The sequence below is a fragment of the Agromyces sp. GQ35 genome (genome assembly GCF_059758475.1).
In genome coordinates this window covers 237,402-249,347 of the sequence record NZ_JCAXEO010000003.1, presented here as the reverse complement: position 1 = coordinate 249,347, position 11,946 = coordinate 237,402, and the positions used below count along the sequence as shown (strand labels likewise).

The 11,946-nt window shown below is 68.8% G+C and carries 10 protein-coding genes; 5 read left to right on the top strand and 5 right to left on the bottom strand.

The features are described 5' to 3' along the window. Positions 1-150: 150 nt before the first annotated feature. Positions 151-3,945: a multifunctional oxoglutarate decarboxylase/oxoglutarate dehydrogenase thiamine pyrophosphate-binding subunit/dihydrolipoyllysine-residue succinyltransferase subunit gene (locus tag AC6CH0_RS16265; RefSeq protein WP_498102738.1), complete on the top strand. Its 3,795-nt coding sequence runs from the start codon at positions 151-153 to the stop codon at positions 3,943-3,945. Positions 3,946-4,052: 107 nt separating this feature from the next. Here AC6CH0_RS16265 and AC6CH0_RS16260 read toward each other — a convergent pair whose 3' ends face one another. From AC6CH0_RS16260 to AC6CH0_RS16250, 3 genes are all read right to left on the bottom strand, one after another. Next, on the bottom strand, positions 4,053-6,200 hold the full coding sequence (locus AC6CH0_RS16260; RefSeq protein ID WP_498102736.1) for an MMPL family transporter: 2,148 nt from the start codon (positions 6,198-6,200) through the stop codon (positions 4,053-4,055). A 111-nt stretch (positions 6,201-6,311) separates the two neighbouring features. Further along, positions 6,312-6,563 carry a zf-HC2 domain-containing protein gene (locus AC6CH0_RS16255; protein WP_498102734.1) on the bottom strand — a complete coding sequence of 84 codons (252 nt, stop codon included), beginning with the start codon at positions 6,561-6,563 and terminating at the stop codon, positions 6,312-6,314. Continuing rightward, positions 6,560-7,222, bottom strand: coding sequence for a sigma-70 family RNA polymerase sigma factor (locus tag AC6CH0_RS16250; RefSeq protein ID WP_498102732.1), 663 nt, complete (start codon positions 7,220-7,222; stop codon positions 6,560-6,562). The genes AC6CH0_RS16255 and AC6CH0_RS16250 overlap by 4 nt, the downstream gene beginning before the upstream one ends. A gap of 111 nt (positions 7,223-7,333) precedes the next feature. On the opposite strand from AC6CH0_RS16250, the gene aroA reads away from it, so the two are divergent. Genes aroA through bcp form a run of 3 tightly spaced genes read left to right on the top strand, consistent with a single transcriptional unit; the run spans position 7,334 to position 10,333 of the window. Then, entirely contained in the window at positions 7,334-8,704 is a 1,371-nt protein-coding gene (aroA, locus tag AC6CH0_RS16245) for a 3-phosphoshikimate 1-carboxyvinyltransferase (protein ID WP_498102730.1), read from the top strand. After that, positions 8,701-9,804, top strand: coding sequence for a ribosome small subunit-dependent GTPase A (rsgA, locus tag AC6CH0_RS16240; protein ID WP_498102728.1), 1,104 nt, complete (start codon positions 8,701-8,703; stop codon positions 9,802-9,804). The genes aroA and rsgA overlap by 4 nt, the downstream gene beginning before the upstream one ends. Positions 9,805-9,856: 52 nt before the next feature. Further along, positions 9,857-10,333, top strand: a complete 477-nt coding sequence (gene bcp, locus AC6CH0_RS16235) for a thioredoxin-dependent thiol peroxidase (RefSeq protein WP_498102726.1) — start codon at positions 9,857-9,859, stop codon at positions 10,331-10,333. 45 nt (positions 10,334-10,378) lie between these two features. Here bcp and AC6CH0_RS16230 read toward each other — a convergent pair whose 3' ends face one another. Then, complete coding sequence (locus AC6CH0_RS16230) at positions 10,379-10,846, bottom strand: hypothetical protein (RefSeq protein ID WP_498102724.1); 468 nt, start codon at positions 10,844-10,846, stop codon at positions 10,379-10,381. Between the two features lie 203 nt (positions 10,847-11,049). Here AC6CH0_RS16230 and AC6CH0_RS16225 point away from each other — a divergent pair, with 203 nt between their 5' ends. Beyond that, positions 11,050-11,298 (top strand): WhiB family transcriptional regulator, encoded by a 249-nt coding sequence (locus AC6CH0_RS16225; RefSeq protein ID WP_022893204.1) that lies wholly within the window; start codon positions 11,050-11,052, stop codon positions 11,296-11,298. A 33-nt stretch (positions 11,299-11,331) separates the two neighbouring features. Here AC6CH0_RS16225 and rdgB read toward each other — a convergent pair whose 3' ends face one another. Continuing rightward, positions 11,332-11,943: an RdgB/HAM1 family non-canonical purine NTP pyrophosphatase gene (rdgB, locus tag AC6CH0_RS16220; RefSeq protein ID WP_498102722.1), complete on the bottom strand. Its 612-nt coding sequence runs from the start codon at positions 11,941-11,943 to the stop codon at positions 11,332-11,334. Positions 11,944-11,946: the final 3 nt, after the last annotated feature.

The window sequence follows — 11,946 nt, the reverse complement described above, 5'->3', positions numbered from 1 at the left end:
TACCGCCGTCACCTGCGGAGGGGCGGGTGCTCCCGTCGATGCTGAGGGGATTAGGCTTGTGTGCGGTGGTCCGGCCGTGCCCGCGTGCGTACGGCGTGATCGCCGACAGCAGGCAATTCCAGCATCAATGGAGAGAGTGGGCGAGAGGCTGTGTCGAGCCAATTGACCGGGTCAGGTTCCGACGAGACGACGTCGGGCGAATACGGAGCCAATGAATGGCTCGTCGACGAGATGTACGAGAAGTTCGTCGTCGATCCCGAGTCGGTCGACAAGACCTGGTGGCCGGTGCTCGAGCACTACCGCCAGGTGAAGACCGAGGGCGCCGCCGCTCCGGCTTCGGCTCCGGACACCACGGCGTCCGAAGCATCGCCCGAGGCCGCTGCTCCCGCCCAGGCAGCCTCTCCCGCCCCTCCCACCGCGGCTCCGGCGCCATCCGAGCCGGCCGCACCGCCTGCTCCGGCAGCCGCCGAGTCGACGCCGACGCCCCCCACCGGGCAGGCGCCCGAGGCGAAGACGACCTCGGTCGCCCCGCGCACGCAGCCCGTTCCCGCCGACGTGCCGGTCACGAGCCCGCAGCCCATCGTCGCCGAGGCTCCGCACGAAGACGAGGTCGTCCCGCTCAAGGGCATGCCGAAGGCCCTCGCGGCCAACATGGACGCCTCGCTCACCGTGCCGACCGCGACGAGCGTGCGCACGATCCCGGCGAAGCTCATGATCGACAACCGCATCGTGATCAACAACCACCTGCGGCGCTCCCGGGGTGGCAAGATCTCGTTCACGCACCTCATCGGGTGGGCGTTGATCCAGGCGCTCAAGGACTTCCCGAGCCAGAACGTCTTCTACTCGGAGCCCGACGGCAAGCCCAGCGTGGTCAAGCCCGCGCACATCGGCCTCGGCATCGCGATCGACATCCCGAAGCCCGACGGCTCCCGCGCGCTGCTCGTGCCCGCCATCAAGCGTGCCGAGACGATGACGTTCAACGAGTACCTCGCCGCCTACGAAGACCTCGTGCAGCGCGCCCGCCAGAACAAGCTGAAGGCCGACGACTTCTCGGGTGCGACGATCTCGCTCACGAACCCGGGCGGCATCGGCACCGTGCACTCCGTGCCCCGCCTCATGAAGGGCCAGGGCTGCATCATCGGCGCCGGCGCCCTCGAGTACCCCGCCGAGTTCCAGGGCTCCTCCGAGAAGACCCTCGCGAACCTCGCCATCGGCAAGACGATCACGCTGACCTCGACCTACGATCACCGGGTCATCCAGGGCGCCGGTTCCGGCGAGTTCCTGAAGAAGGTGCACGAACTGCTCATCGGGCAGCGCGGATTCTACGAGGGTCTCTTCGCGGCATTGCGCCTCCCGTATGAGCCGATCCGCTGGGCGCCCGACATCTCCGTCGACATCGCGAGCGCGATCGACAAGACGGCACGCGTGCAGGAGCTCATCAACTCGTTCCGCGTGCGCGGCCACCTGATGGCCGACACCGACCCGCTCGAGTACGTGCAGCGTTCCCACCCCGATCTCGACATCGCGAGCCACGGCCTGACCTTCTGGGACCTCGACCGCGAGTTCGTCACCGGCGGTTTCGGCGAGAAGCGCACGGCGCTGCTCCGCGACATCCTCGGCGTGCTCCGCGACTCCTACTGCCGCACGATCGGCATCGAGTACATGCACATCCAAGACCCCGTGCAGCGGCGGTGGATCCAAGACCAGGTCGAGCGCAGCTACGAGAAGCCCACCCACGACGAGCAGATGCGCATCCTCGGCAAGCTCAACGAGGCCGAGGCGTTCGAGACGTTCCTGCAGACGAAGTACGTCGGCCAGAAGCGCTTCAGCCTCGAGGGCGGCGAGTCCGTGATCCCGCTGCTCGACGAGATCCTGCAGGGCGCCGCCAAAGAGGGGCTCGACGAGGTCGCCATCGGCATGGCGCACCGCGGACGCCTCAACGTGCTCACGAACATCGCCGGGAAGACCTACGGCCAGGTGTTCCGCGAGTTCGAGGGAACGCAGCAGTCCAAGGGCTTCACCGGCTCGGGTGACGTGAAGTACCACCTCGGCACCCAGGGCACCTTCACCGCCGACGACGGCCACCAGGTCCCCGTCTCGCTCGCGGCGAATCCCTCGCACCTCGAAGCCGTCGACGGCGTGCTCGAAGGCATCGTTCGGGCCAAGCAGGACCGGAAGCCCATCGGCACCTTCTCAACACTGCCCATCCTCGTTCACGGCGACGCCGCCATGGCCGGCCAGGGCGTCGTGCTCGAGACCATGCAGATGTCGCAGCTGCGCGGGTACCGCACGGGCGGCACCATCCACGTCGTGGTCAACAACCAGGTCGGCTTCACGACGGTGCCGGGCGACGCCCGATCGTCGATCTACTCGACGGATGTCGCGAAGACGATCCAGGCCCCGATCTTCCACGTCAACGGCGATGACCCCGAGTCGGTCGTTCGCGTCGCGGAACTGGCCTTCCGCTACCGCCAGGAATTCAAGCGCGACGTCGTCATCGACCTCGTCTGCTTCCGCCGTCGCGGTCACAACGAGGGTGACGACCCCTCGATGACCCAGCCCCTGATGTACAACCTCATCGAGGCGAAGCGCTCGGTGCGCAAGCTGTACACCGAGGCACTCGTCGGTCGCGGCGACATCACCGAAGAAGAGTACGAAGCGGCGCACCGGGACTTCCAAGACCGGCTGGAGCGCGCCTTCGCCGAGACGCATGCCGCCCAGACGGGGGCGATCCCGATCATCGGCGCCACCGAATCGGCCGAAGCGGTCGAACCCGTTGCCGGCGAACTCGAGACCACCGGGGTCTCCACCGAGGTCGTGCACGCCATCGGTGACGCGTTCAACAACAAGCCGTCGGGCTTCACCGTCCACCCGAAGATCCAGCAACTGCTGACGAAGCGGCTCGACATGAGCCGCAACGGCAAGGTCGATTGGGGTTTCGGTGAGCTGCTGGCGCTCGGCTCGCTGCTGCTCGAGGGCACGCCCGTGCGTCTGGCCGGACAGGACACCCGCCGCGGCACGTTCGTGCAACGTCACGCCGTGCTCCACGACCGCATCAACGGGCAGGAGTGGCTGCCGCTGCAGAACCTCTCCGACAACCAGGCCAAGTTCTGGATCTACGACTCGCTGCTCTCCGAGTACGCGGCGATGGGCTTCGAATACGGCTACTCGGTCGAACGCGCCGATGCCCTCGTGATGTGGGAGGCGCAGTTCGGCGACTTCGCCAACGGCGCGCAGACCATCATCGACGAGTTCATCTCCTCGGCCGAGCAGAAGTGGGGTCAGCGCTCGAGCGTCGTGCTCCTCCTCCCCCACGGCTACGAGGGCCAGGGCCCCGATCACTCGAGCGCCCGCATCGAGCGATACCTGCAGCTCTGCGCCGAGAACAACATGACCGTCGCCCGCCCCTCGACGCCGGCATCGTACTTCCACCTGCTGCGCCGCCAGGCGTACGCCCGGCCGCGCAAGCCGCTCATCATCTTCACGCCGAAGGCGATGCTGCGGCTCCGCGGCGCGACGAGCGAGGTCGCCGACTTCACGCACGGCAAGTTCGAGCCGGTCATCGACGACGCCCGCATCACCGATCGCGACGCGGTCAAGCGCATCGTGTTCGTCTCGGGCAAGATCTACTACGACCTGATCACCGAGCTCGACAAGCAGCAGAACACCGAGGTGGCGGTCGTGCGCCTCGAGCAGCTCTATCCGCTGCCTGCCACCGAGCTCAAGGCCGTCGCCGAGTCGTACCCCAACGCCGAGCTGATGTGGGCGCAGGACGAGCCCGAGAATCAGGGCGCGTGGCCGTACTTCATCATCGAGACGAACAAGCTCGGGGCGCGTCCCGTCACGGTCGTCGCCCGCACCGCGGCGGCGTCGCCGGCGACGGGCTCGGCGAAGCGCCACGCGACCGAACAGGCCGAACTCGTTCGTCGCGCGACCACGCTGTAGCCGGCGAAGCGCGCACGCCTCGCCGGTCGAGTAGCGACGAAGGAGCGTATCGAGGCCCGTTCAGTTGCGGGTCTCGATCCGCTCGCTTCGTCGTTGCTGCCGGAACGCTACACCGTGCCGCGTGCCAGTCTGCTCGGCCACCAGATGGCCCGACCGATGTCGTTCGCGAGCGCCGGCACCAGCAGGGTGCGCACGAGGAACGTGTCGAGGAGCACCCCGAACGCGACGATGAAGGAGATCTGCGCGAGGAAGAGGATCGGCAGCACTCCGAGCGCCGCGAAGGTCGCCGCGAGCACGAGGCCGGCGGAGGTGATCACGCCACCCGTCAGCCGCAGGCCCCTCACGATGCCCGTTCGCGTGCCGAAGCGCAGCGACTCCTCGCGCACCCGCGTCATCAGGAAGATGTTGTAGTCCACGCCGAGTGCGACCAGGAAGACGAACGCGAACAACGGCACCGACGGATCGGCTCCCGGAAAACGGAACACGTGCTCGAAGACGAGCGCCGAGACGCCGAGTGCCGCCGCGAAGGAGAGCACGACGCTGCCGACGAGGATCACCGGCGCGACGATCGACCGCAGCAAGAGCATGAGGATCACGAGGATCGCCGCGAGCACGAGCGGGATCACCAGCGTGCGGTCGGCGATGGCCGCGGCGTTCGTGTCGAGGGCGACAGCCGTCGGTCCACCCACGAGCACCTCGGTGCCGATCTCGTCGAAGTGCTCGCGGAGCTGTTCGATGGTCGCCTCCGCTTCGAGGGAGTCCGACGGGTCGGCGAGCGTCACCTGCAGCGCCACCTCGCCGTCGACGACCGTCGGGGCGGGCGCGGGCGTTCCGGGAGGCCCGAGCGGCTGGATGCCGTCGGCGGTGACGGGCGCCGTACCGGCCGGCGAATCCCCGCTCACCACGGCAACGGAGTCGACACCGGCGGTGTCGAGCGCGACATCCGTCATCTGCTGCAGTTCGTCCTGCGGGCCGATCACGATGGCCGGGGTGCCCGACCCGGCGGGGAAGTGCTCGCCGAGCAGCACCTGACCGTCGCGCGCCTGCGATTCGCCGAGCACGAACTCGCTCGAGGCGACGCCGTCGGCGTCGAGCTGGGTGAGGCCGAGCGACATCGCACCGAGGGCGAGCACCGAGACGACCCACACGGTGCGCGGGCGCTTGGCGACGAGCCGCCCGACGCCCGCCCAGAGGCCCTGCTCGGGAAGGTCGTCCCCATCACTCGTCGCGCTCGCCGGGCGACGCGGCCAGAAGGCGACGCGACCGGCCCAGAGCAGGAGCGCCGGCAGCAGGGTCAGCGACGCCAGCAGCGCGAAGACGATGCCGATCGCCGCCACCGGCCCGAGGATCTTGTTCGAGGTGAGCTCGCTCGCGAGCAGGATCAGGAGTGCGACGATCACCGTGCCGCCCGAGGCCACGATCGGCTCCCACGAGCTCTTCAGCGCCGCCCAGCTCGCTTCCCACTTGCGTTCGTATCTCGTCAGCGTCTCGCGGTAGCGCGAGATGTAGAGCAGCGCGTAGTCGGTGGCCGCGCCGATCACCAGAATGAAGAGGATGCCCTGGGTTTGACCCGAGAGCAGGAGGACGTCGGCGCGTGCGAGCGCGACGACCGTGAACACCGAGGCGCAGAGTGCCGTGAGGCTCGAGAACAGCACGATGAACGGCAGGAGCGGCGAGCGGTACACGACGATCAGGATGAGGAAGACGGCGGCGAGCGCGACGACGAGCAGCAGGCCGTCGATGCCGCTGAACGCCGCCGCGAGGTCCGCGGTGAAGCCGGCCGGGCCGGTCACCGCGGCGGTCGTGCCGTCGACGGGGTGGTCATCCAGCACGGTGCGCAGCTCGGCGACGACCTCGGCGGGTTTCGCTGCGCCGTCGGAATTCTCGATCGGCATCACGATCTGCGCGGCAGCGCCGTCGTCCGACGTCACGACCGGTGAAGCACCGTCTGCGTTCACTCCATCGACCGCGAGCAGCTCGTCGCGCAGATCGTCGATCGCCGCGAGCTGCGATGGATCGAGCTCGCCGGGGTCGGTGGCGCCGATGACGATGATCGCCGGTACCTCATCGGAGTCGCGGAACCCCTCCTGCAGCTCGGTCACCTCGGTCGCCTCGGCCGATGCAGGCAGGAACTGCGCCTGATCGTTCGTTGAGACGTCGCTGAGTGAGCCGAACGCGGCGCCGCCGGCGCCGAACAGGGCCAGCCACACGAGGATGAGGGCGGCGGGAATGGTCACCCGCAGCCACGTGGGCACGCGGGAGGTGGAAGTTCGGGCGGAATCGTCGATCACATCATCGACGTTACGGCCGGGCGACGGTTCGCACATCGAACGAACGATGGAACCCGTCGCGGGTCTCGAACGGGATCAGGCGGGTTCGTGCGACGACTGGAACACCCGGATGCGCTCGAGCACGATCGTGCGCAACTCGTCGGGCGCACTCTCACGGCAGGCGCGCTGCACGACTTCGGTGATCGCTACGCCCACGCGAAGTTCCGCCTGGCAGTCGGCGCAGTTCTCGACGTGCTCACGGATGTCGGCGGCATCCGCTGCCTGCAGTTCGTGGTGCAGGTACTCCTCGAGTTCGGCTCGGGCCTTCTCGCAGCCGCAGTCGGTCATCGTGAGCTCCTCGGCATGGTCTGCCTCCTGGGTTTCGGCGCCGCATCGCCCGCTGCGAAGCCTTGTTCGCGGGCGTAGTCGGCGAGGGACTCGCGGAGCAGGCGCCTGCCACGGTGCAGGCGGCTCATCACGGTCCCGATGGGGGTGTTCATCATGTCGGCGATCTCCTGGTAGGAGAACCCTTCGACGTCGGCGAAGTACACGGCGAGACGGAAGTCTTCGGGCAGCGCCTGCAACGCGTCTTTGACCGCGCTGTCGGGCAGATGGTCGATCGCCTCGGCCTCGGCGGAGCGGCTCGCGCGGGCGGTCGTCGATTCTGCACCGCCGAGCTGCCAGTCTTCGAGATCGTCGATCGTGCCCTGGTACGGCTCGCGCTGCTTCTTGCGATAGCTGTTGATGAAGGTGTTCGTGAGGATCCGGTAGAGCCACGCCTTGAGGTTGGTGCCCTGGGTGAACTGCCCGAAGGCGGCGAACGCCTTGACGAACGTCTCCTGCACGAGGTCTTGCGCGTCGGCCGGGTTCTTCGTCATGCGAAGAGCGGCGGCGTAGAGCTGGTCGATGAACGGCAGTGCCTGCTCTTCGAAGAGTTCGCCGAGCGGCCGGGCGGCCTCCGCGGTTTCGGGGTCGGTCGGCGTCGCGTCGATCTGATCGGCAGTCATCACCGGCCATCCTAGATCGTCAACCCCGGCGACCGTCGGGCGTTCGAGCACTCCGAGTGTCACGCGCACACCATCTCTTTCCGCGTCCTCTGACGCTACTGTTGATAACCGATGCAGATTTCGAGGTATTCCGCACCCGAGTTCGATCCGTACGGCGAAGCGAGGCAGACCGAGACGGATGACGGGTGGCGCGCGCCGGTCGCGACCGCTCCGCTCTCCTCGGTGCTCGCGCTACCGGGGTCCAAGTCGCTCACCAATCGCGAACTCGTGCTGGCCGCGTTGGCCGACGGTCCGTCCACACTGCACGCTCCCCTGTGGTCTCGCGACAGCGAACTGATGATCGACGGACTCCGCGCCCTCGGCACCGGCTTCGAGCGGATTCCGGGCGGCGGCGGCTTCGGCGACGACCTTCGGGTGACCCCCGCCGACGAACTCCTCGGCTCGACGACCATCGACTGCGGGCTCGCCGGCACGGTCATGCGATTCCTGCCCCCGGTGGCGGCGCTCGCGCTCGGACCGACGACGTTCGACGGCGACGAGCACGCGCGTCGTCGCCCGATGGCCGGCGTGATCACCGGCCTGCAGACCCTCGGCGTCGACCTCGACGACGATCGACGTGGCACGCTGCCCTTCACCGTGCACGGTACCGGCACGGTCGGCGGCGGCGAGCTGCAGATCGACGCGTCGGCCTCGAGCCAGTTCGTGTCGGCGCTGCTGCTGTCGGCCGCCCGATTCGAACACGGCATCGACCTGCGCCACTCCGGCGAGCGGCTGCCGAGCCTGCCCCACATCGAGATGACGATCGAGACCCTCCGTGCACGGGGCGTCGAGGTCGCGAACCCCGAGCCCGGCCGTTGGATCGTCGCCCCCGGACCGATCGGCGCGATCGACGTCGACATCGAGCCCGACCTCTCCAACGCCGCTCCATTCCTCGTTGCTGCGCTCGTCGCCGGCGGCTCGGTCACCATCTCCGGCTGGCCGGCCGAGACCACCCAGGTCGGCGCGCAGCTCATCCACCTGCTCCCCCGGTTCGGTGCTCGCGTCGAACGCGACGCCGACCACGTGACCGTGCACGCCCCCACCCGCGGCGACGACGGCTCTCGAGGCATCCGTGGCGTCGAGCTCGACCTCTCGGAGGCCGGCGAGCTCGCACCGAACCTGGTGGCCCTCGCAGCCCTCGCCGACAGCCCGTCGACCATCGTCGGCATCGGGCACATCCGCCATCACGAGACCGATCGTCTGGCGGCCCTGGCTGCGGAGATCAACGGACTCGGCGGCCGGGTGACCGAACTCGACGACGGACTGCACATCGAGCCTGCGCCGCTCCATGGCGGCCCGTGGGGGGCGTACGCCGACCACCGCATGGCCACGAGCGGCGCGATCATCGGCCTCGCCGTGCCCGGAGTGGTCGTCGACGACATCGCCTCGACCGGCAAGACCCTCCCCCAGTTCACCGCCCTCTGGGAGCAGATGCTGGCATGACCTGGTGGAGCGCCGACGACGATGACGACGAGCCGGAGTTCGACGAGTCCGATATCCGAGTGCGGCCGAGCCGCCGAGGCAGTCGCCCTCGAACGAAGCAGCGCCCCGAGCACGCCGACGCGGTCACCGGCATGGTCATCGGCGTCGACCGGGGCCGCTACAGCGTGCTCATCGATGAGAACGGCCCTGCCGAGCGCGTGATCACCGCTGCGCGTGCGAGCGAGCTGCGACGCAAGTCGGTCGTCACGGGTGATCACGTCGACCTCGTCGGCGACACGACCGGAGACACGGGCACACTGTCGCGAATCGTGCGCGTCGGCGAGCGTACGACGTTGCTTCGACGCAGCGCCGACGACACCGACGAGGTCGAACGCGTGATCGTCGCGAACGCCGACCAGATGCTCATCGTCGTCGCCGCCGCGAATCCCGAGCCCCGCATCCGGTTGCTCGACCGCTACCTCGTCGCGGCGTTCGACGCCGGCATCCGCCCGCTGCTCGTGGTCACGAAGACCGACCTCGCGGAGCCCGAGGAGTTCCTGCGCAACTTCGCCGGCCTCGACCTGCCGGTGTTCCTGAGCGGCACCGACGAGATGCCGCTCGACGAGATCGCCCGAGTGCTCGTCGGGCATCGCACCGTCTTCGTGGGCCACTCGGGCGTCGGCAAGTCCACGCTCGTGAACGCGCTCGTGCCGAGCGCTCGGCGTGCGACCGGCCACGTCAACGTCGTCACCGGCCGCGGCCGTCACACCTCCTCCTCGACCGTCTGGCTTCGCTTCGACGCCGGCGACCTGCCCGGGGCCGACGAACGCGTTGGCGACGGGCACCGCACCGACGATCCCGATACCGGCTGGGTCATCGACACTCCGGGAGTGCGGTCCTTCGGTCTCGGCCACGTCGATCGTGCGAACATCCTTCGCGCCTTCACCGACCTCGACCGTCTCGCCGAGCGATGCCCGCGCGGCTGCACGCATCTGCCCGACGCGCCCGACTGCGCGATCACCGAGGCTGTGGCGGCCGGTGAACTCGGCGAGACGGGCGCGGCTCGGCTCGAGTCGCTGCAGCGCCTCCTGACGACGTTCGCGGGCGCCACCGCCACCTGACGCGACGGCATCGCGGGCGCGCGGCATCCGTCGACGTGCCTACCATGGAGGCATGACCGATGCACGTCTCGCCCCCGGCGACCTCGCTCCCGATTTCACCCTGCTCGACCAGAACGGCGAACCGGTCACCCTCTCGGGCCTCCGCGGCACGAAGGTGGTGCTGTACTTCTATCCCGAGGCGATGACGCCGGGCTGCACCACCGAGGCCTGCGACTTCCGCGACAACCTGAGCTCCTTCGCGAGCGCCGGCATTCGTGTGCTCGGCGTCTCCAGAGACGAAGTGGCCAAGCTCGCCGCATTCGCCGAGCGCGACCGGCTCAGCTATTCGCTGCTCTCCGACACCGATCTCGGGGTGCAGCAGGCCTACGGCGTCTGGGGAGAGAAGTCGCTCTACGGCAAGATCGTCGTCGGCTCGATCCGTTCGACCTTCGTGATCGGCGAAGACGGCGGCATCGAGCGGGCCTTCTACAACGTCAAGGCCACGGGCCACGTCGCCCGCCTGCGACGCGAACTCGGCCTCGACGGCTGACCCGACGGGCCTCGCCCTCCAGGCCGCGGTCGCGCTGCGGCACGGTTACGCCGCGGCGTGCTCGTCGGAGGAGGCGTACGCCACCCGCACCGGGGTCCACAGCAGCAGACCGATGACGGTGATCGCCGGCACCAGCAGCGCCCAGCCGAGGTCGGGGCGCGCGAAGAGCCCCTGGAACGCGCCCACGGCGATCGACACCTGCAGGATCTGCCACACGATGGCGGCGGCGCGCGACCACGGCGCCCGGCGCAGCGACGCGAACGCGACCGCGACGACCCAGATCGCGCCGATCGCGACGAGCACGAGCAGGGCGATCGCCGTGGCGTACGACGACGGTTCCAGCGCGAACAGGTCGACCAGGAGCCAGACCACGAGGCCCGTCATCGTCGCCGCCTCGAGGAAGAGCAGCACACTCACGACGAGCAATGCGATGCGAGTGCCGGAGTCGGCGCCGCGGGCTGGAGCAGCCGGTGCGTCGTCGGCATCGAGCTGGGCGTCGTCGCGCCGATTCACAGGGTTATCCCATTCACAGCTATTGATTCGATCTCTCCGCTATGCGACCATTTATGAGGCCGAATTGATGCTCACAGGGACGTGAGCCGATCAGTCACTGATCCTACTTCCCGATATTCGGCTTTCCCCCTGCAGCAGCCGAAATCGGCAAGCGCAATCGAGCGCGTCTGCAATCGAAGTACACCCCCGCAAGGAGCATCTCCATGGATTGGCGCGACAAGGCCGCCTGCCTCACCGCAGACCCGGAACTCTTTTTCCCGGTCGGCAACACGGGTCCTGCCGTCGACCAGATCGAGAAGGCGAAGACGGTCTGCGGCCGTTGCACCGTCACCGAGATCTGCCTGCAGTACGCCCTCGAGACCGGACAGGACTCGGGCGTATGGGGTGGTCTCAGCGAAGACGAGCGGCGCGCACTGAAGCGCCGCGCCGCGCGCGCCCGCCGCGCCTCGTAGCGGCGCCGGGCCGCGCCAGGCGCGGCCCCGCCCTCAGCGCCCCGCCGTGATTCGTTCGAGCTCCGGAATGAGCGCCGCGAATGCACGAGCCCGATGGCTGTGCGCATTCTTCACCTCTGGCGCGAGCTCGGCCGTCGACACCTCGAAGCCCTCTGGCACGAAGATCGGGTCGTAGCCGAACCCCTGCGCGCCCGATTCGGCGGTTGCGATCCGTCCGGGCCATCGTCCGACCGCCGCGTACTCGTGCGGCCCACCTGCCGCTTCGGGCACCACGAGCGCGATGGTGCAGTGGAAGTGGCCGGTTCGATTCGGGTCGCGGATGTCGCTGAGCTGGGCGAGCAGCAGGTCGAGGTTCGCCTGCGCTCCCCGACCCGGCCCGGCCCACCGCGCCGAGAAGATGCCGGGCGCGCCGCCCATCACGTCGACGGCGATGCCCGAGTCGTCGGCGAGCGCGATGCGCCCGGTGTGCGCCGCAGCTGCCCGCGCCTTGATGAACGCGTTGGCTTCGAACGACGTGCCGTCTTCGATCGGCTCAGGACCGTCGTAGGCGAGCACCGTGAGTTCCGGCATCCGCTCGCCCAGGATGCGCTGGAACTCGTCGACCTTGTGCTGGTTGTGGGTGGCGAGCAGGATCTCGAGCGGCATCGG